The sequence below is a fragment of the Natribacillus halophilus genome (assembly GCF_900100185.1).
GTDB classification, from domain to species: Bacteria; Bacillota; Bacilli; order Bacillales; family Marinococcaceae; genus Natribacillus; species Natribacillus halophilus.
The window spans coordinates 1-20,836 of the sequence record NZ_FNEN01000018.1 but is presented as its reverse complement, the minus strand read 5'-3'; the positions used below and the strand labels follow the sequence as shown (position 1 = coordinate 20,836).

Sequence of the window (20,836 nt, the reverse complement as noted above, 5' to 3'; positions counted from 1 at the left end):
ATGTCATTCCTGGGGGGATTATCATGAACGACTTTGGGCCGCAGCAACGATACAAAAGCGAAGGGTCTGCACCTGACCATGATATCGTTTTAAAAGGGCGGAAGATCTTGGAGATCAGCGGAGTCAAGGAAGTCGAAAGTTTTGACAGCCGGGAAATTTTGCTCGAAACCGTTATGGGATATTTGGCGGTGCGAGGCAAAGAATTGTATATGAAAAACCTGAACGTGGAAAATGGCCTGGCCTCGATCGAAGGGAAAGTTGATGATCTCATCTATGTGGATGAACACGGGCACGGGAAACCAAAAGGCTTTATCGGGAAGTTATTCAAGTGACACTAGACGTTCAGTTTCAAACGTTTTTCGCCATGATGATTGCCGGCGCTGCTATCGCGGCCCAGCTCGATGTCTATCATCGCTGTTTGCCGCAGGCAGCCAGATCCAAATGGCGCCAAGCCTTCGGTGATCTTTGCTTTTGGATCGTACAGGCCATTCTCGTTTTTGTCGTTTTATTTCAAATGAATGATGGCGATTTGCGCTTCTATATTTTCCTGTCGATCATTCTAGGTTTTTTCACGTATTGGCAGACGGTGCGTCCGTTGTTTTTACGAGTGCTGGAAGTTGTGATCAAGGTTGTCAATACTATTTATGCGATGATTTTGAGAATCTTCTATTTGTTCTTATGGACTCCTGTGGTATGGTTATATAAAGGAACGAGGCAAGTGCTCATGATCATCTATCAAAGCATACGATGGGTGCTCTATCAAGTCGCTTATTTGTTAGGGCGTCCGCTGTATTTGGGGGTGGGTGGTCCCCGCGCTGTATCGTTTGTGAAAAGATGGTGGAGCCGCCTGAGAAACTGGTTTTACAGGAGGAGATAAGACTAATGGCGTCCGGTATTCCCCCAAACCGTAAGGTTACACAGTTGAATAGGCACAAGATGAAAGAACAGGAACAACAACGATTGGCTATGCGTGAACAACGACGGAAACGCGGGTTAAGGCGGAGGTTAACCGTCATTGGCTTGGCAGCCGGTGTCGTTGTTATTTTCTCAAGTATAGGTCTCATTTCACAACATGGCATGATCGAAGCGAATGAAGCGGAAAAAGCCGAATTACAAGCGGAGCTGGAAGCGCTTGAAGAGAATGAAGAGCATCTCGAACAAGAAATCGTGAACTATAATGATGAAGAGTACATTACCGAAATTGCCCGCAAAGACTTTTATATGTCCAGGCCGGATGAAACGCTGTTTAAGCTGCCGGATGAAGAAGAATAGCTGTCACGGTTCATTTTTTTGCTCATAAGATAAACATCATGTATGCTAAAGATACCTTGGGGATCCAGAGTCCCCGGAGTGAAAAAAATTAAGGAGGAGCATTTCGTACAATGTCGATTGAAACAGGCAGTAAGTATCAGGGTAAGGTCACCGGCGTTACCCACTTTGGAGCATTTGTTGATTTACCGGAGGGGCAAACGGGGCTAGTGCATATCAGTGAAGTCGCCGACCAATATGTAAAGGATATCAATGAATTTATAAAGGTTGGGGACGACGTCACGGTAAAAGTGCTCAAAGTAGGGGATGACGGGAAAATCGGTCTATCGATCCGCAAGGCACAGGATCGAAAGCGTAGGCAAGGAGGCGGGAAACGGGAATCAAAGCAATCTTTCGAAGATAAGATGAACCGTTTTCTTAAAGATAGTGAAGAGAACCTGGCAACCCTGCGAAAGCAATCCGAAAGTAAAAGGGGCGGTGGATCGAGACGATAACTTACACTGTTTCAACTGTATGATAGAAAGCAAAAAAGAGAGGCGGATGCTTCTCTTTTTTGCATTACTCCATTGACTTCACTAAAGACACTCGTTATAATTTAGCCTGTGTTCTTAGAAGGCGGTGTAGCTCAGCTGGCTAGAGCGTACGGTTCATACCCGTAAGGTCGGGGGTTCGATTCCCTCCGCCGCTACCAATTAAATGAATCAACAACAATAGAGGCCAACGGCCTCTTTTTTTTCACCTTACTGTCGGAAAACCGGGCATTCCACGCTTAATCGATACATTTCTTTCTCCCTGATGGCCAAAATCCCAAAAATATTTTCCTGCCTTCCATGGAATGTGTTGGAAGAATCACCTTTTTCCTTTCCTGTGAAAGCCGTCGAACGATTTTTTTGATCACAACCGTATTCTGACAAACGTTGCGCCTTTAACCGTTTATACTCCATCACTAAGAAAATTAAAAAACGGTGGTGGCGCACATGTTGCAAAAAGAATCGATGCAGAATCAGCTTGGGAAAGTGTTTAAACCCTCTGATTGGATGGCTCGCGGGAAAGATCTCTGGAAGAAAGGCGCGCACAGTATCCAAAAAGGGACGGCGGTAGTGTTTCTAAAATGGGGATTGCTATTGTTCCTCGTCGGGGTCATGTTGGGACGAGCCGCGATTTTATCGGATCTCTATCCATTTGCGATTCCTTTTTTCGCGGCGGTGTTTGCCTGGAAAAAGGAAAAGGCGGCATTGGCCGCTGTAGCTGTGATCGCAGGAACTTTATGGGGGCTAACCTTTAATATTCCGTATGTGCTCGCGGGGCTGTTGTTATTTCTCCTGTTTTATAGAGTGGCTCAGTACATAGGTTACAACCGGAGATGGACATTACCCGCGGCTGTTTTCCTTGCCTCCCTGGCATCGAGGGTTATGGTGACGGGCGTCGGCGAAGCGGCGATGACCCAGTATCATTGGCTTATGGCAGGCATTGAAGCAGCGCTGGCTTTAATGTTGACGATGATTTTTATCCAAAGCCTGCCGTTATTGGACGTACGTAAAAAACAGCGGTCGTTAAAAAATGAAGAGATTATCTGTTTTATCATTTTATTGGCGTCTGTCATGACCGGAGCGATCGGTTGGGTGATCTATGGACTGGGCGCTGAGCATGTGCTTGCCCGTTATCTTGTACTGTTGTTTGCACTTGTTGGCGGCGCGGCGATCGGGGCGACGGTCGGGGTGGTCACGGGACTTGTGCTCAGTTTAGCGGCCGTGGCGAATTTGTACTACATGAGTTTGCTCGCGTTTGCCGGATTACTCGGGGGGTTATTGAAAGAAGGAAAAAAACTCGGGGTAAGTACTGGGCTCTTGGTGGGGACGGCGTTAATCGCGTTATACGGAAGCGGCATGAACAATGCAACGATTACAGTGATGGAGTCCGCGGTTGCTGTCGGTCTTTTCCTGCTCACTCCGAAAGCGCTAACGGATTATATGGCTAAATATATTCCCGGCACGATGGAGTATTCCAGTGAACAACAACGGTATCTTCGTAAAATTCGCGATGTTACGGCAGCGCGAGTGGAGAAATTTTCGGATCTGTTTCAAACGTTATCGGCCAGTTTTTCGCCGCCGGACCAGCGTAACAAGCATGTTCAAACTACGGACGAAGAGGAAGATCGTTTTTTGGCAGATATCACCTCAGACACTTGCCAGAAATGTTTTCGCAAGGAAAGGTGCTGGGTGGACCGCTTTGATACAACCTATGATGTGATGCATACCATTATGAATGATATTGAACAAACGGAGAGGGTTGAACCGACGACCTACGAACGCTTGAAACGCCATTGTATTTACCCGGATCGAATTGTGCGCACGATGAAAGAACAATGGGAGCCCCACGAAATGCGGCAATTGTACGCACGGCAGCTCGAAGAGAGCCGTAACCTTGTGGCCGATCAGCTTCAGGGGGTGTCCGAAGTCATGGGCGAGTTCGCCAAAGAAATCCAAAAAGAAAAAGAAGCCCATCATTACCAGGAGGAACAAATTTATACGGCCCTTTTCGATGCCGGTCTTAATATTGGACGTGTGGATATTTATAACCTCTCACCGAGGGATGTGCACATTGACATTGTGCTCGGAAAGGGGATGGATCATGAGGAAGCTGAGAAGTTAATCGCCCCGATGCTATCCGGCATTCTATCCGACCATATTATCGTGGAGGCGATACACAACGATGATTTGAACGCCGAGAATCAGGTGACGTTCGCTTCCGCCAAAACATACACGATCGATACAGGTTCGGCAACCGTGGCAAGAGGGGGGGCATGGCTTTCGGGAGATAATCATGCCGCGATGCAGCTCGGGTTTGGAAAGTATGCGGTGGCGATTAGTGACGGGATGGGAAATGGCCGCCGTGCCCATCGAGAGAGTCAAGAAACGTTAGAGTTGCTGCAAAATATATTGAAGTCCGGCATTGATGAACGGGTCGCCATCCAGTCCATGAATTCAGTCTTATCCCTGCGCGCCGATGATGAAATGTTTTCCACGCTTGACTTGACGATGATCGATTTACAGACCGCAGATGCCAATTTCCTCAAAATCGGCTCCATGCCAAGCTTTGTGAAACGGGGAGATCGCGTGTTTACGGTGGAAGCGGGAAATTTACCGATGGGAATCGTTTCAGAGGCCAATTTTGATATCAAGAGGGAACGCCTTCAGGATGAGGATGTCCTTGTAATGATGAGTGATGGTTTATTCGATAGCGCCCGGTTTATTGAAAATAAGGAACGTTGGATGAAGCGTTTAATTCGAGATATTGAACCGGAGGATTCGCAACTCATGGCTGATCTTTTGCTTGAGGAAGTCATTCGAATGAGTAACGGCTCTATTAGCGATGATATGACCGTTGTTGTGACAAAGGTTCGTCGTAACACGCCGAAATGGGCAACGATTCCGATGGGGAGGTGGGCACAACCGTTCGCGAAAGATGCATAGTGAGGTATAATGCCTCCCGTAATGGTCAATGATGGATGTAAATCAATCATGACTCAGGAAGGGGAGGCTATGTCGATGAATACGGGAACATTAAGGCAGATTTTACTCATCACAGACGGATGTTCCAATGAAGGAGGGGATCCTTCCGCGATTGCTGCACTGGCCAACGAGCAGCAGATAGCGGTGAATGTCATCGGGGTGCTTGAAGAAAGCGCGATGAATGAACAGGCGCAGACAGAAATTGAAAATATTGCGTTGGCCGGTGGCGGAATCCAGCAGATCGTTTACAAGAAACAGCTCGCCCAAACCGTGCAAATGGTGACGACACAAGCGATGACACAAACCCTCCAGGGAGTGGTCAATCAAGAACTGTCACAAATTTTAGGTAAAGAGCAAGAGTGGGATGAACTGCCTCCGGAAAAGCGCGGAGAGGTTATGGAAGTCGTTGACGAGATTGGGGAGACGGTTAATCTGGAAGTGGCGATTCTCGTTGATACGAGCGCAAGCATGCGTACCAAATTACCGACGGTACAAGACGCGTTAATCGATCTATCGATCAGCATGTCTTCCCGGGGCGGAAGTAATCGATTTATGGTACTTGCCTTCCCGGGAAAGAAGAAGGATGTGGACGTCCTTCGCGAATGGACGAGTGGCATGGAACAGCTGAGCGGCATTTTTCAAAAGATCACAACAGGCGGAGTGACACCGACCGGACCAGCATTAAAAGCGACACTCCAACAGTTCGGGAAGTTGAGAAAAAGGAGCTTGATCTCTCGTGGAAAAGAAGAACCATACCTTGAAGAACGAGGCTCCTGACCTTCCAAACGGGACGAGGTTACTCGGGAAATGGTATCGTAAGCCTTATCATATTCGTGGCATACTGGGACGGGGAGCGACAGGGGTCGTTTATTTGGCCGAGGCCAGAGAGGGTGAGGTCGCGCTTAAAGTCGGTAACAACAGTATGTCCATCACCTCTGAGGTGAACGTTTTAAAGCATTTTGCCAAGGTCCAAGGTCACATACTTGGGCCTTCTTTCATCGATGCCGATGATGTCTATATTAACGGACGGAAGTATCCGTTTTATGTCATGGAATATTTACAGGGGGAGACACTCTTTAACCATATAGACCGGCACGGGAAAGAATGGGGGCCCGTTCTCATCGTGCAGCTGTTGGGGGATTTAGACCGCTTGCATCGGGCCGGTTGGGTATTTGGGGATTTAAAACCGGACAATCTCATCGTCGTCGGCGGCCCTCCTTATCGAGTGCGGTGGCTCGATGTTGGTGGAACAACAGTCCTGGGCCGTTCTGTGAAAGAATATACGGAATTTTTTGATCGTGGTTATTGGGGTTTGGGGGACCGGAAAGCCGAGCCCACCTACGATTTATTTGCCGCTGCCATGATATTGCTGAACATGACTTACAAAAAAAGATTTGAAAAAGGGCGTGACGGCAAGGAAACACTCATCGCTCATATTGAAGGTTCGCGCGTGCTTTCTCCTTATCAACAATGGCTGAAAAAGGCGTTATTCGGTCAATTTGCAGATGCCGAAAAAATGCGGCAAGCGCTGATGCATATTATTTCCAAAGAAGCAAAACCTTTAAGTAAGGACCCCTCTTCCCAAGCGCAGCAAAAATCTGCAAACCACCAAAAAAAGAAAAGAAAAAAACAAAAAGGGGGCGGGCGCAGACAGGGGTTCAGCTCCGTCGACGTCGTTTTAGTCATTTCTTTTCTATTGCTCGCATCTGCTTTATACTGGGTAGGACAAGTCATTTAACAGAGGGGTCACGGGTCCGTCAAAGTCCAAATATATTCGCGGATATCCGAGGGAACGGAGATCGCTCCGATCTTTATGACACTTGAATCGCGTTGTTATACCCCAAAGGCAGGGTATCTCACTCCGAGAGGGACCAGAAGCGCGGTGTTATACCCCAAAAGCAGGGCATCTCACTCCGAGAGGGAGCAGAAGCGCGTTGTTATACCCCAAAAGCAGGGCATCTCACTCCGAGAGGGACCAGAAGCGCGTTGTTATACCCCAAAAGCAAGGCATCTCACTCCGAGAGGGACCAGAAGCGCGTTGTTATACCCCAAAGGCAGGGTATCTCACTCCGAGAGGGACCAAGAATCACGTTATCATCCCTCGCGGAGATCGAACCAATCCGAGAGGGCGATGTGATCTCCCTCGGGCTCGTCTTAGAAAGGCGATTTTTATTTCCCTTAAAAATCGTTTTACTTTGACTTTACCTTGACAGAGGGGTGTGATCGATTAAGGTTAGGGGACAGCAGTGATGGCACAAAATGAACGCTTGATCGATTTATGTCTGTTCGCCGGAAAGCTCATGGTTACTTACGGGGCGGAGACGTACCGGGCGGAAGAGATCATGAACCGTATGGCTATCGCGGGTGGCATGAGAAACGTTCATAGCTTCGTGACGACGACAGGTGTTTTTTTAACAGGCGCTCATGAAGATGGCGATAATCTAATGCAGATGATCCGGATTGTCGATCGTTTCCAGGATTTAAATAAAGTGACGGAAGTGAATCAGCTTTCCCGCGATTTCGCGTTTGGGCATCTCGATGTGGGTGAGGCTCATCAGGAACTGCTTAAAATTTCGGCTGCCCGTATGAATTATCCGCTCTGGCTCATTTACATTGCCTCCGGCGTTGGGGGAGGGACATTTTCATATTTAGTGGGTAGTTCGATGTTCGATATGATCCCGGCTGCGGTAGGAGGGCTCATCTCTGCGTTATCTCTCGTTCTATTCCAGCATTATTTGCACGCGAAATTTTTCTCGGAGTATCTCGCCGCATTTTTCGGGGGGGTCACTGCCTTAACTTTAGTGCATAGCGGCTATGGTACGAATGTGGATCAAGTGATTATCGGTACATTGATTCCGCTTGTCCCCGGGATTCCGTTGACGAATTCGGCGCGGGATTTAATGAATGGGGATTTAATCTCGGGACTCGCACGCGGGGCTGAAGCAGCCCTGACCTCGTTATCGATCGCAGCCGGCGTGGCCACCGCTGTATCATTGTTTTTGCCGTGAGGGAGGTGGCATGATGTGGGAAATCTTGATTTGTTTTATGGCAACGGTGGCGTTCGCGATTATTTTTAACACGCCCTATCGCCTATTATGGCGGATCGGATTGATCGGCGTCCTTGCCTGGACGATATACAGTGCGTTTCAAAGAATCGATGTTTCCTTCATCGCCGCGACGGCGGTCGCCGCTTTTGCTGCTTCACTCGTCAGTTACTGGTTATCGCAGCGCCATAATGTTCCCGTAACAACGTTCATAATCCCTGGCATTATTCCGCTCGTCCCCGGCGGAAAAGCATATGAAACGATGTTGGCATTTGTCGAGGAAAATTACATAGAAGGGTTGTCGCAAGGGTCGGGGACACTTTTGCACGCCGGTGCCATCGCGGGCGGTGTCGTGTTCGCTCTTTCGATATTTTCCATTGGCAGGGGAGTCGATCAAAAATATGAAACATAAAATCGAGACATTTGCTTCTCGCCACGAGATGTTCCCTCCCGGAACTGCAGTGCTCGTCGCCGTTTCCGGTGGCGTCGATTCGATGGCTCTGCTCCATTATCTTCACTCGAACAGGCATGTTTATGGCGTGACCGTCATGGCTGTCCATTGTAATCACGGCCTTCGTGTCGATGCATTTGCAGATGAAAAGCTTGTCGAACAGTTTTGCCGGGAGAACGACATCCCTTTTTTTTACAAAAAACTGGATTTGCCGTCAAGCCGTTCGATTCAGCGCGTGAGTCGGGAGATGCGGTATGAATTTTTTTCCGAAATCATGGCATCTGAAAACGTGGACAGACTGGCGACGGCTCATCACGGAGATGATCAGGTGGAGACGATCCTGATGCAGCAAATGCGTGGCATAAACTATTATGGAGGACAAATCGGCATCGCCGCTCATCGCCCCTTTGGGCTGGGAAAGCTTGTGCGGCCGTTGCTGGCGCTAACCAAAGCGGAGCTTATCGCGTATGCTCGGGCGTACAGCGTGCCATGGCGGGAAGATACGAGCAATGAGAAAGACGACTATACGAGAAACCGCGTGCGAAATCATCTGTTGCCAACATTGAAACGTGAAAACAGGGAAGTACACGCCCATTTTCAAACATTTGCAGAAGATGTGAGAGATGACGCGATCTATTTACATGAACAGGCGGAAAAAATCATCTCCGAGACGACGGAGAAACAACCGGATGGGTACAAACTGGAAATCACGCCATTCCGTCAATACCCTATTCCTTTACAACGGCGAGCGATTCACTTACTATTGAATTATCTGTACGAGCAAAAGCATACGCAGTTTTCCCGTGTACATATCGATGAATGTTTGGCTTTAATGGCGAGCCGATATCCATCAGCAGAGCGGTCGTTCCCCGAAGGGGTGTACGCGCGTCGCAATTATGGACAGCTACATCTTGCGAATCATAAGGGGGCGAAGGGAACTGAACGGGATGAATGGCCGAAGGCGCTGTATGAATTCCCGGCAAAAGTGGATTCCGAAATGGGAAGTCTTTGCTTTAAACACGTCAAAGAGCGTGTTCCTCATGATGAAGCCACTTATTGTTGCCCGTTAGCAACGCTTTCGTTGCCATTACTGGTGCGGACACGTCTACCCGGGGACGTCATCCGCCCCCTTGGTCTCGGCGGCACGCAGAAACTGAAACAGGTCATGATCGATGCCAAGGTGCCACGCCCGGAGCGTAGTCGCTGGCCGGTCGTGACAGACGCGAAAGGTACCGTATTATGGGTTCCCTTGCTTAAAAAAAATGAAGATGCGGGCCGTCATGCCCGGGACGGCGAGTACCTGCTGATAACTTTTAAGGGCGTTTGACATAATAAGATACGAAAACGAGGGTGTCCAGGGAGAATGAAGGAAGACATTGAAAAAGTTTTGATCAGTGCCGATGAAATAAAAGTAAAAAAAGAGGAAATCGGGGAGCGAATCACCCGTGAATACCAGCATCGTTTCCCCCTTGTCATCGGAGTATTAAAAGGGGCGATGCCTTTTATGGCTGATTTGACTCGTTCCATTAATGCCCATCTTGAAATTGACTTCATGGACGTTTCCAGCTACGGGAACCAAATGACGTCTTCCGGGGAAGTTAAAATTGTCAAAGACCTCGATTCCTCTGTAGAAGGCAGAGATATCATCATTATTGAAGATATTATAGATAGCGGTTTAACATTGAGTTATCTCGTCAGCCTATTTCATCATCGGAAAGCGAACTCCGTGAAGATTGTGACATTGTTGGATAAACCGGAAGGGCGAAAAGCTGATATTGTTCCAGATATCGCCGGTTTCACAGTGCCGGACGAATTTGTGGTGGGTTATGGCCTCGACTACGCTGAACGATACCGCAACCTCCCCTATATCGGTATCCTGAAGCCGGACATTTATCGAGATTCTTGAATTGGACTGAAAGAGCAAATGTGATAAGATTACCTTTGTTGTGTTACCTGCGGGAGGAGGTCAGGAATGAGCCGAACAGTGAGATACACTTTTTTTTGGTTATTAATTCTTCTCATACTTATCGGGATTGTTCAACTGTTTACAGATGATCCGGTTGAAGATGAGATGATGAATACGGATGAATTTCTGCAAGCACTTGAACAAGACGAGATTGCCTCGATGACCGTTCAGCCCGAAATGGAAGTTTACCTCGTGGAGGGTGAATTGGTTAATGGCGGAGACGAAGACGAAGCGAATGAATTCACGGCGTACATTCTGCGTAATGCCGAAATTACAAACATGTTACTGGATGCGATCGAAACGAATGAGTCGTTGACGACGATCAATACGGAACCTGCCGAAGAAACGGGCGGCTGGATGACGTTCCTCGTCGCAGTGGTGCCGTTCATCATTATATTTATCCTTTTCTTCTTCTTGCTCAGTCAGATGCAAGGCGGAGGAAACAAAATGATGAACTTCGGCAAGAGCAAAGCGAAAATGCAGCAGGAATCGGACAAGAAAAAAGCCCGCTTTAAAGATGTGGCCGGTGCCGAAGAGGAAAAACAGGAACTCGTCGAGATCGTGGACTTCCTCAAGGATCCGCGCAAGTTCGCCAACATCGGAGCGCGAATACCGAAAGGGGTTCTCCTCGTAGGACCGCCGGGGACGGGTAAAACGTTACTCGGTCGCGCGGTCGCCGGTGAAGCAGGCGTGCCTTTCTTCTCGATCAGCGGCTCCGATTTCGTGGAAATGTTCGTCGGTGTCGGTGCGTCAAGGGTACGGGATCTGTTTAACAACGCCAAAAACAATGCACCCTGTATCATTTTTATCGATGAACTGGACGCTGTGGGCCGCCAACGTGGCGCCGGTGTCGGCGGCGGTCACGATGAACGTGAACAAACGTTGAACCAGTTGCTCGTAGAAATGGATGGGTTTGAAGGTAATGAAGGGATTATTATCATTGCCGCGACCAACCGTTCCGATGTGCTCGACCCCGCGCTTTTGCGTCCCGGCCGTTTCGACCGTCAGATTACCGTCGGTTTGCCGGATGTAAAGGGACGTGAAGACGTACTCAAAGTCCACGTTCGTGAAAAGCCGATGGACGAAGATGTACAGCTTGACATGATTGCACAGCGAACACCTGGATTTTCAGGTGCCGACTTGGAAAATCTTCTCAATGAAGCTGCGTTGGTCGCCGCGAGAGCGAACAGTGTCAAGATTAAAATGGTGCACGTTGAGGAGGCGATCGATCGCGTGATTGCCGGACCTGCCAAGAAAACAAGAGTCATTTCCGATAAAGAAAAGAACATTGTCGCCTTTCACGAAGCCGGTCACACTGTCGTGGGTGTCAAGTTGGAAAACGCGGATGCCGTGCATAAAGTAACCATCGTTCCCCGTGGGCAAGCGGGCGGATATGCCATGATGCTTCCGAAGGAAGATCGCTACTTTATGACGAAACCGGAGCTGCTTGATAAAATTGTCGGCTTACTGGGTGGGCGCGTATCCGAAGATATCATCTTCGGGGAAGCGAGCACCGGAGCCCACAATGACTTCCAGCGGGCCACTGCCATTGCGCGTAAAATGGTGATGGAGTATGGCATGAGCGAGAAATTGGGGCCGTTGCAATTCGGATCTTCCGGAGGAGGTCAAGTGTTTCTCGGTCGCGATATTCAAAATGAGCCCAACTATTCCGATGCGATCGCGCATGAGATTGATAAAGAAGTACAAAGAATTATTATGGAAAGTTACGAGCGTTGCCGCCAGATCTTAACCGAGAATAAAGATAGACTAGAACTTGTGGCCGAGCACCTGTTGGAGCTCGAAACATTGGACGCTGATCAAATCTACTCACTCATTGAAGACGGGAAATTGCCTGAAGGCCACCATTCGAACCAAACGCAGGAAGAGGCGCTTCAGAATTCAGGAGATGCCGATCCCGTGGACGATGAGAACGTGAAAGTCAATATCGGTTCACAATCCGAAGATAGCGGCGAGGATACGAGTGAAACGACCGAAACCAGTGAAGAGGCTGAAACAGCAGAGCGTGAGCGCGAAGATGAACAGAATAATGACGACGACCGCAAGTCATAACTGTTTACGCGGGAATTTCACCAGCCTCTTGGTGGCGAAGAACGAGGGATGCCCGTCCACAGGGCATCTCTTTTTTGGCAGTTAAGAAAGTATAAACTTTCTTATCTTGCATAAGTGCAACTAAGGCTTTCGCCATGCTTGGCGATAAGCCAAGTTTTCTTTACAGATACAAAAGTTGTGCGATAAGTCAAGTTTTCTTTCTACTAACAGTGAAGCAGAAAGGGTTGGTCCGATGATTCTTGTTATAGACGTCGGGAATACGCAAATTGTATTTGGGGTATACGATAATCAGCGCCTGGTGAACCATTGGAGACTATCGACGGTGCAGGAGCGAACAGAAGATGAGTATGGTGTCCTTATGCACACGCTACTAGGAAATGAGCGGATGGCACTGGAAGAGATCGAGGGTGTGATTATATCTTCAGTTGCGCCATCCTTAATGTTCGCCTTCGAACAAATGGCCCAAAAATATTTTGGGCAAAGCCCGATGATCGTAGGACCTGGGGTCAAAACAGGCTTAAATATCCTTTATGACAACCCGCGTGATGTAGGAGCCGACCGTATCGTGAATGCTGTCGCGGCTATTGAAGAATATGGGACGCCGCTCGTCATCGTTGATTTCGGAACAGCTACGACATTTTGTTTTATCGATGAGAAAGCCAACTATGTGGGGGGAGCGATTGCCCCCGGGATTTCCATTTCGACAGATGCGTTATATGCTCATGCATCGAAACTTCCCCATATCGAAATTACAGCTCCGCAGTCGGTGGTAGGCAAGAATACGATCCACGCCATGCAGTCCGGCGTCTTTTATGGTTACGTCGGTCAGGTGGAGGGGATCGTCGGTCGGATGAAGGCGGAAGCAAACAAAGAACCAACCGTGATCGCCACAGGTGGGTTGTCGCAGTTAATCGGCCGGGAAGCTACGTCTATAGATACCGTTGACCCTTTCTTGACACTCAAAGGTTTGAAGTTAATATATGACAAAAATTAAGACCTATAAAGTATTTCGATTGCTAAAGGAGCGACTTCCATTTGCAGGATTATCTTATAAAAGCCACTGCTTTTCAGCAGCAAGCGCGAGTTTACGTGACCAGAACGACCGAAATGGTTAATGAAGCTGTTCGTCGTCATCAAGCCTACCCGACAGCAGCGGCAGCATTAGGTCGGACGATGACCGCCGGAACAATGATGGGGGCCATGATGAGCGGCGACGACAAGTTGACGGTGAAAGTGGAAGGGGATGGTCCGCTTGGGTACATGATCGCAGACAGTAATGCCCAGGGCGAGACAAGGGGCTATGTGCATAATCCCCACGTTCATTTTGAGTTAAATCGAGCTGGTAAACTTGATGTGGCCCGAGCGGTTGGCACTGACGGCCATATTGCCGTGGCCAGGGATCTCGGGATGAAAGAGCAATTTACGAGCCATTCTCCGCTTGTTTCCGGAGAACTGGGAGAAGATTTCACCCATTACTTCGCTACATCGGAACAAGTGCCTTCTTCTGTCGGCCTGGGCGTCCTCGTTGACACAGACCATTCCATACTTGCCGCAGGCGGGTTTATCCTACAGGTTCTGCCGGGGGCAACGGAGGAAACCATCGATCTGATAGAAAAGCACATCGAAGCTTCCCCGCCGATCTCGAAATTAATTGAACGAAGGCATACACCCGAAAGTATTATGGAAACGATCACAGGCGGGGAGTACCAATTTTTGGAACAAATGCCTGTGCAATTTCGCTGTCCGTGTTCCAAGGAGCGGATAGGGCGAGCGATTGTTGGGCTGGGTAGCGAAGAAATTCAAGCGATGATTACGGAAGATCAGGGCGCAGAAACGGAATGTCATTTTTGCCATGCCCAATATCACTTCAGCGCCGATGATTTGCTGCAGTTAAAGACAGAAGCGTTGAACCAGGAAGAACATTCGCGTTGACAAATGTGCACGGTTTCGGTAAGATTGACTATAATACCAATAAATATACTTGGAATTTAATTGGGAGGGACATGTATGAGTAAAGTTGTCAATTCGATCACTGATTTAATTGGAGATACGCCGCTTGTGAAGTTAAATCGTCTTCCGGGAGAAAATGACGCCGATGTATATTTGAAACTTGAATTTTATAACCCGGGCAGCTCTGTTAAGGACCGGATTGCCTTGGCGATGATTGAACGGGCTGAAAAGGAAGGCAAGTTAAAACCCGGCGATACGATTATAGAAGCGACCAGCGGGAATACAGGTATAGGACTCGCGATGGTTGCAGCTGCCAAAGGCTACCGTTCACTGCAGGTCATGCCGGATACGATGAGTCAGGAACGCCGCAACTTGTTGAAAGCATACGGGGCAGAGCTCGAACTTACGCCCGGAGCAGAAGGCATGGGTGGCGCGATCCGTAAAACCAATGAATTGGCAGAAGAAAAGGGCTACTTTGTTCCGGAACAGTTCGAAAATCAAGCCAATGTGGATATCCACCGCGAAACGACAGGCCGGGAATTGCTCGAGCAAGTGGATGGGCAAATCGATGCATTTGTATCCGGAATCGGTACCGGTGGCACGATTACCGGCGCGGGTCGACTGTTAAAGGAGCATTTCCCGAATCTCAAGAACATTGCTGTTGAACCGGCGGATGCACCAGTGTTGTCCGGTGGCGAGAAAGGGCCGCATAAAATCCAGGGTATCGGTGCCGGATTTGTTCCCGGCATTCTGGACACGGACGTTTACGATGAAGTAGCGACAGCGACCACCGAACAAGCCTTTGAATATGCTCGCCGCGCAGCCCGTGAAGAAGGGATTCTCGGCGGTATTTCTTCCGGTGCAGCTCTCTATGTTGCTTTGGAAGAAGCGAAGAAACAAGGGAAAGGCAAGAAAGTCGTCGCCGTTATCCCATCCAATGGTGAACGCTATTTAAGTACGCCGCTGTATCAATTTGACGACGAGAAATAAATGATTCGCTCGTTGCCGGGGACAACAAGTTCTATGCTTGTTGTCTCCGGTTTTTTGTTTTTGTGAGTGCTCATTGATTGCCTTTTTTTTCGATGGTAGACTATAGGGAAGTACAAGGAGAGTTGAGCTGAGGAGGAGCAGAGATGTTATTAGTGATTGATAATTACGATTCGTTTACGTACAACCTTGTTCAATATTTGGGTGAGCTGGGTGAAGAATGTCTCGTTAGGCGTAACGACGAAATGTCGGTAGGGGAGATGGCCGAACTGAAACCCGAACGGTTAGTCATATCTCCGGGTCCGTGTGATCCTGATCAAGCGGGCGTCACGCTTGCAGCGATTGAATATTTTAGCGGACGGATTCCTGTTCTCGGTGTGTGTTTGGGGCATCAGGCGATCGGGCAAGTGTTTGGCGGCAAAGTCACACAGGCTTCCCGCCTTATGCACGGAAAGACGTCGCGTTTACTTCATGATAGTCAGACATTGTATAAAGGTATTCCGCAGAGGACCGAGATTATGAGGTATCACTCTTTAACGGTGGAGCGTGATTCGTTGCCGGAATGCCTGAAGGTTACATCATGGACGGAAGAAGGAGAACTTATGGGTTTTCGCCATCGAAATCATCCGACGGAAGGGGTTCAGTTTCATCCTGAATCAATCATGACCACAGACGGCAAGCGCATGCTTGAACAGTGGTTAGTGAGCTATAGTACGCCCGAGACGCTAGGCGTTTAATGGATTTTTATATATAGCAGCAGGTGGAGAAAGGAAGTAGACGATGGATAATAAGCTTATGCTTTCCGGAGACACATGGACATTGGATTTCGAAAAAAAAACAATGGTCATGGGCGTTCTAAATACGACCCCTGATTCTTTTTCAGATGGGGGCTCTTATGACAGCATCGATAAGGCGGTCGAAAGGGCAAAGGAAATGGTAGCCGAAGGTGCTGATATGATTGATATCGGGGGAGAATCGACCCGTCCCGGACATAAACCAGTTCCTTTACAGGATGAACTTTCCCGGGTTTTGCCGGTGATTGAAGCTGTATCTGAAGCCGTTCATGTGCCGGTATCGATCGATACGTATAAGGCAGAAACAGCTCGTCAGGCGATAGCTGCCGGAGCTGATATAATCAACGATATTTGGGGGGGCAAATATGATGCGGAGATGGCCGCTGTAGCTGCAAAAACGCAGGCCCCGATCATCGTTACGCATAACCGGCAGCAGCCCCTTTATGAAGATTTAATGTCCGAGATTATAGCTGATCTTTTGGAGAGCATCGATCTTTGTGTACGTGCAGGTGTGAAACGTTCCAACATTATCGTCGACCCGGGGATTGGGTTCGGAAAATCACACGAAGACAACCTGGAAGTGATGCGGCGCTTAAATGAAATTGTCGAGCTTGGTTACCCGGTTTTGTTGGGAACTTCCAGGAAATCGTTGATTGCCAAGACCCTCGACCTCCCGGCTCATGATCGTGTAGAGGGCACAGGTGCAACGGTAAGTCTGGGCATTGAGCGTGGTTGTCATATCGTACGAGTCCATGACGTTAAGGAAATGGCGCGTACCGTGCAGATGATGGATGCCATGCTTGGGAAAGGGAAGGTTGGGATGTCGTTTGGATAAGATATTCATTACCGGTATGATGTTTTACGCGTATCATGGTGTTTTTCCGGAAGAAAACAGGTTGGGTCAGCGTTTTACCGTGGACATTGTTTTGGAAGCTGATTTAAAAGAAGCGGCTGCCGACGATGACATTGACAAAAGTATCGACTACGGAGCGGTTTACGAAGCGACCAAGCGCGTCGTTGAAGGAAAGACATATCAATTGGTGGAATCCGTTGCGGAAAGAGTCGCAGATGAAATGCTCACGGCGTTCAATAGTGTCGAACGGGCGACGATAAAAGTGATTAAACCTGACCCCCCGATTCACGGCCATTATGATCACGTTGCGATTGAAATCGTGAGGAGTCGATGATGAACGTGGCTTACGTCGCCCTCGGGGCAAACATTGGAGACCGCACCCACTACTTACGAAAAGCACTGGAAGAAATCAATCGAGTGCCAACGATGCGGATCACTTCGGTTTCGTCTATCTACGAAACGGAACCGGTAGGGTTTGACACAGATGCTTATTTTCTCAATATGGCCATCGCTTTGGAAACGGATGAGCATGCCGAGGGTTTGTTGGCAAAACTGCAAGGAATAGAACAGCAATTGGATCGGGTGCGAAATAATGAGCGGTATAGTTCAAGGACGATAGATCTTGACATTCTGTTATTTAACGAAGAAAATATTGAGAAGAATGCGTTGTGCATCCCGCACCCGCGTATGCACGAACGTGCTTTTGTACTCGCTCCCATGTCGGAAATCGCCCCCAATGTAAAGATGCCAACCACCGGGCGATCGCTGAAGCAAATCATGGATGCAATGCCGGAACGACTAAAAAAAGGAGTCCTTCTATGGAGACGACAAGGGCAGGCGGAAGAATTCGGGCTTTTCGAAAGTTGAAAGGATACACGCAGCAAGGTTTTGCTGAGCAAATGCATATGTCCGTGTCCGTCGTCGGAGAAATCGAGCGTGGGACAAGGTCGGCAGAAGATGATTTTATTAAACGGGCATCCTCGCTTTTGGATATTTCGGTGGAAGAGTTGTTGGGAGAAGATCATTAAGAGGAAAAAGTGCGGTGAATGTCATGTTGCAAATCGGAAATATTAAAATGAAAAACCAAGTGGTTTTAGCGCCGATGGCCGGTGTATGTAACCCGGCTTTTCGTTTAATCGCCAAGGAATTTGGCTCCGGTCTCGTGTGCGCGGAAATGATCAGTGACAAGGCCATTTTGCATGAAAATGAAAGATCAATGCAAATGCTCTATGTCGATGAAAGAGAAAAGCCGCTCAGCCTACAAATTTTCGGAGGCAGCAAAGACTCGATCGTCGCAGCTACTCATGTGGTCGATGAGCAAACGAATGCTGATATTATCGACATAAACATGGGCTGTCCGGTACCGAAAGTGACAAAATGTGATGCCGGCGCGCACTGGCTCCTCGATCCTGATAAAATTTATGATATGGTGAATGCAGTCGTTCGCAATGTCCAAAAGCCGGTGACCGTAAAGATGAGGACCGGTTGGGATGAGGATCATATTTATGTCCTTGAGAATGCGCATGCTGTAGAAGCTGCGGGTGGCGAGGCTGTGTCTGTGCACGGCCGTACCCGTTATCAAATGTATGAAGGATTGTCCGATTGGGATCTTCTTCGGCAAGTTAAAGAGGCGGTGAATATTCCCGTTATCGGAAACGGGGACGTAAATACGCCTCAGGATGCCAGGCAACTGCTGGATACGACCGGTGTTGACGGAGTTATGATCGGGCGTGCCGCTCTCGGCAACCCCTGGATGTTGTACCGTACCGTCAAATATTTGGAGGATGGTTCCTTGCCTCCTGAACCAACCCCTAAGGAAAAAGTGGATGTCTGCATGCTCCATATGGACCGCTTGATCGATCTCAAAGGCGAGAAAATCGCGGTTCATGAAATGAGAAAACATGCTGGCTGGTATTTAAAAGGTTTGCGCGGGGGCGGAAAAGTTCGAGGCAAGATTAACGAACTTAATCATAGAGACGATGTAGCAGATGTGATGTATCAATTTGCAGAAGAGCTGGAGGGGGCGGCTGCTGTCACATCATAAATGATGTAGACGACGGGAAACATAAATGTGCTGCCAGTGCTTAGGCTGGCAGTTTTTTGATGATCGAGAAGGGGGAGATGATGATATGACGCAGGAGAATCAGCAAAATGATCAAATGCTTGCGCGTCTTGAAAAATTGCAACAGTTACAGGAAGAAGGCTATAATCCTTTTGGTGTTCGCTTTGACCGTACCCATACGGCCGAAATGATGCATGAAACGTTTGCCGATTACAGTAAAGAAGAATTGGAGGAACGCGAAGGCTCCGAAACGGTGGCTGTCGCCGGGCGTGTGATGACCAAGAGAGGGAAGGGAAAAGCCGGGTTTGCCCACGTGCAGGACCTTAGCGGCCAAGTGCAATTATATGTACGCAAGGATACGGTTGGCGAAGACCAGTACGAGCGATTTCAATCATCCGATATTGGCGATATCGTCGCCGTCAAAGGTGTTGCTTTCAAAACAAAAGTCGGTGAACTTTCCGTTAAGGCTCAGGATTTTCAACTATTGACCAAATCGTTGCGCCCCCTTCCGGACAAACATCACGGATTGAAAGATATTGAGCAGCGTTACAGGCAGCGTTACCTCGATCTTATTGTTAATCCCGATGTTCAGGAGACGTTCATTAAACGCGGCCGAATTTTACAGTCAATGCGCCGCTATCTGGATGATCAGGGTTTTCTTGAAGTTGAAACCCCGATGATGCATCAGATACCGGGAGGCGCGTCCGCACGCCCGTTTGTGACCCATCACAATGCGTTGGATATGGAACTTTACATGCGAATCGCGATTGAGCTTCATTTGAAACGATTGATCGTCGGTGGCCTTGAAAAGGTGTATGAAATCGGCCGTGTTTTTCGAAATGAAGGTGTGTCGACGCGACACAACCCCGAGTTTACGATGATCGAATTATATGAGGCTTACGCTGATTTTCAGGATATCATGACCCTAACGGAAAATCTGATCGCCCATATCGCCCGGGATATTCATGGTGAAATGAGCGTACAGTACGGAGATACGATGATTGACCTTTCTCCGTCGTGGCCGCGCGTTCATATCGTAGATTTGATCAAGGAAGAAACAGGTGTGAATTTCTGGGCAGAGTTGAGCGATGAAGAAGCTCATCAGCTCGCGAAGGATCATCACGTGCAGGTAGACGAGCATATGACGTTTGGGCATATCGTCAACGAATTCTTTGAACAGCTGGTGGAAGAAAAACTCGTACAACCGACATTCGTCTATGGTCATCCGCTCGCCATTTCACCATTGGCACGCCAGAATGCAGACGACCCCCGCTTTACGGACCGCTTTGAATTGTTCATTGTTGGACGCGAACACGCGAACGCCTTCACAGAATTAAACGACCCTGTGGATCAGCGCCGAAGGTTTGAAGAGCAGGTAAAAGCGCGCGAACGTGGAGATGATGAAGCGCAAATGATGGATGAAGACTTCCTGGAATCACTCGAATATGGCATGCCGCCGACAGGCGGGCTGGGCATTGGCATTGATCGCCTTGTCATGCTGCTGACAAATGCAGCATCCATTCGTGATGTGCTTTTATTTCCGCAGATGAAAAGAAAGGATTAATGGCAGAGGGTGTAACACATTTGTGAGATGAAAAAAATAACACTTGTCCTCCATTAATTCTAATGGTACACTCGTTTTTGCCGTAGAAAAAAGACCGGTGAGGCCGCCAAAAACCTCCCGGTCGGAGATGCGGCAAAAAGATAAATTCGTAAAAAAAAGTTGTTGACTAAGCATTTCGTAAGTGATAGCATTATAAGAGTCGCCGCAAAGAGGGCGACAATCATTTGCCCTTTGAAAACTGAATGAAAGCCAAGCGTAAGAAGAATGAATCAAGCCAGCGCAACGCACACCCCCGTGTGCGAAGCGGAACTTTT

General features: G+C 48.5%; 22 protein-coding genes and 1 tRNA gene. All 23 read left to right on the top strand.

The window, feature by feature from the left end; genetic code table 11:
- The first annotated feature begins 23 nt into the window (after nucleotides 1-23).
- Entirely contained in the window at nucleotides 24-332 is a 309-nt protein-coding gene (gene yabP, locus BLS58_RS14535; RefSeq protein ID WP_090399521.1) for a sporulation protein YabP, read from the top strand.
- Entirely contained in the window at nucleotides 329-877 is a 549-nt protein-coding gene (gene yabQ / locus BLS58_RS14530; protein ID WP_090399520.1) for a spore cortex biosynthesis protein YabQ, read from the top strand. Before yabP ends, yabQ begins: the two co-directional genes overlap by 4 nt.
- Nucleotides 878-882: 5 nt before the next feature.
- Entirely contained in the window at nucleotides 883-1,272 is a 390-nt protein-coding gene (locus tag BLS58_RS14525) for a septum formation initiator family protein (RefSeq protein WP_176764775.1), read from the top strand.
- Between the two features lie 110 nt (nucleotides 1,273-1,382).
- Entirely contained in the window at nucleotides 1,383-1,763 is a 381-nt protein-coding gene (locus BLS58_RS14520; protein ID WP_090399518.1) for a S1 domain-containing RNA-binding protein, read from the top strand.
- A gap of 120 nt (nucleotides 1,764-1,883) precedes the next feature.
- Nucleotides 1,884-1,960 (top strand) — tRNA-Met (locus tag BLS58_RS14515).
- 286 nt (nucleotides 1,961-2,246) lie between these two features.
- Nucleotides 2,247-4,742 (top strand): stage II sporulation protein E, encoded by a 2,496-nt coding sequence (spoIIE, locus tag BLS58_RS14510; protein WP_090399517.1) that lies wholly within the window; start codon nucleotides 2,247-2,249, stop codon nucleotides 4,740-4,742.
- 75 nt (nucleotides 4,743-4,817) lie between these two features.
- Complete coding sequence (locus tag BLS58_RS14505; RefSeq protein ID WP_090399516.1) at nucleotides 4,818-5,558, top strand: vWA domain-containing protein; 741 nt, start codon at nucleotides 4,818-4,820, stop codon at nucleotides 5,556-5,558.
- Complete coding sequence (locus BLS58_RS14500; protein ID WP_245723193.1) at nucleotides 5,518-6,519, top strand: serine/threonine protein kinase; 1,002 nt, start codon at nucleotides 5,518-5,520, stop codon at nucleotides 6,517-6,519. Before BLS58_RS14505 ends, BLS58_RS14500 begins: the two co-directional genes overlap by 41 nt.
- Before the next feature lie 511 nt (nucleotides 6,520-7,030).
- Nucleotides 7,031-7,789 (top strand): threonine/serine exporter family protein, encoded by a 759-nt coding sequence (locus BLS58_RS14495; RefSeq protein WP_090399515.1) that lies wholly within the window; start codon nucleotides 7,031-7,033, stop codon nucleotides 7,787-7,789.
- A 13-nt stretch (nucleotides 7,790-7,802) separates the two neighbouring features.
- Nucleotides 7,803-8,237, top strand: a complete 435-nt coding sequence (locus BLS58_RS14490) for a threonine/serine exporter family protein (RefSeq protein ID WP_245723192.1) — start codon at nucleotides 7,803-7,805, stop codon at nucleotides 8,235-8,237.
- Nucleotides 8,227-9,603: a tRNA lysidine(34) synthetase TilS gene (tilS, locus tag BLS58_RS14485; RefSeq protein ID WP_090399513.1), complete on the top strand. Its 1,377-nt coding sequence runs from the start codon at nucleotides 8,227-8,229 to the stop codon at nucleotides 9,601-9,603. The genes BLS58_RS14490 and tilS overlap by 11 nt, the downstream gene beginning before the upstream one ends.
- 36 nt (nucleotides 9,604-9,639) lie before the next feature.
- Nucleotides 9,640-10,182: a hypoxanthine phosphoribosyltransferase gene (gene hpt, locus BLS58_RS14480; RefSeq protein ID WP_090399512.1), complete on the top strand. Its 543-nt coding sequence runs from the start codon at nucleotides 9,640-9,642 to the stop codon at nucleotides 10,180-10,182.
- A gap of 66 nt (nucleotides 10,183-10,248) precedes the next feature.
- Entirely contained in the window at nucleotides 10,249-12,312 is a 2,064-nt protein-coding gene (gene ftsH / locus BLS58_RS14475; protein WP_090399511.1) for an ATP-dependent zinc metalloprotease FtsH, read from the top strand.
- Nucleotides 12,313-12,544: 232 nt separating this feature from the next.
- Nucleotides 12,545-13,306, top strand: a complete 762-nt coding sequence (locus BLS58_RS14470) for a type III pantothenate kinase (protein ID WP_090399510.1) — start codon at nucleotides 12,545-12,547, stop codon at nucleotides 13,304-13,306.
- Between the two features lie 41 nt (nucleotides 13,307-13,347).
- Nucleotides 13,348-14,244 carry an Hsp33 family molecular chaperone HslO gene (gene hslO, locus BLS58_RS14465; protein ID WP_090399509.1) on the top strand — a complete coding sequence of 299 codons (897 nt, stop codon included), beginning with the start codon at nucleotides 13,348-13,350 and terminating at the stop codon, nucleotides 14,242-14,244.
- 75 nt (nucleotides 14,245-14,319) lie between these two features.
- A complete protein-coding gene (gene cysK, locus BLS58_RS14460) occupies nucleotides 14,320-15,252 on the top strand; it encodes a cysteine synthase A (protein WP_090399508.1) in 933 nt (310 codons plus the stop codon).
- A gap of 143 nt (nucleotides 15,253-15,395) precedes the next feature.
- A complete protein-coding gene (locus tag BLS58_RS14455) occupies nucleotides 15,396-15,986 on the top strand; it encodes an anthranilate synthase component II (RefSeq protein WP_090399507.1) in 591 nt (196 codons plus the stop codon).
- A 43-nt stretch (nucleotides 15,987-16,029) separates the two neighbouring features.
- Complete coding sequence (gene folP / locus BLS58_RS14450) at nucleotides 16,030-16,878, top strand: dihydropteroate synthase (RefSeq protein WP_090399506.1); 849 nt, start codon at nucleotides 16,030-16,032, stop codon at nucleotides 16,876-16,878.
- Nucleotides 16,871-17,230, top strand: coding sequence for a dihydroneopterin aldolase (gene folB, locus BLS58_RS14445; protein ID WP_090399505.1), 360 nt, complete (start codon nucleotides 16,871-16,873; stop codon nucleotides 17,228-17,230). Before folP ends, folB begins: the two co-directional genes overlap by 8 nt.
- Complete coding sequence (gene folK, locus BLS58_RS14440; protein ID WP_245723191.1) at nucleotides 17,230-17,763, top strand: 2-amino-4-hydroxy-6-hydroxymethyldihydropteridine diphosphokinase; 534 nt, start codon at nucleotides 17,230-17,232, stop codon at nucleotides 17,761-17,763. The genes folB and folK overlap by 1 nt, the downstream gene beginning before the upstream one ends.
- Nucleotides 17,715-17,924, top strand: coding sequence for a helix-turn-helix domain-containing protein (locus tag BLS58_RS14435; RefSeq protein ID WP_090399503.1), 210 nt, complete (start codon nucleotides 17,715-17,717; stop codon nucleotides 17,922-17,924). The genes folK and BLS58_RS14435 overlap by 49 nt, the downstream gene beginning before the upstream one ends.
- Before the next feature lie 23 nt (nucleotides 17,925-17,947).
- Nucleotides 17,948-18,940 (top strand): tRNA dihydrouridine synthase DusB, encoded by a 993-nt coding sequence (dusB, locus tag BLS58_RS14430; protein WP_090399547.1) that lies wholly within the window; start codon nucleotides 17,948-17,950, stop codon nucleotides 18,938-18,940.
- A gap of 85 nt (nucleotides 18,941-19,025) precedes the next feature.
- Entirely contained in the window at nucleotides 19,026-20,522 is a 1,497-nt protein-coding gene (gene lysS / locus BLS58_RS14425; RefSeq protein WP_090399502.1) for a lysine--tRNA ligase, read from the top strand.
- Nucleotides 20,523-20,836: the final 314 nt, after the last annotated feature.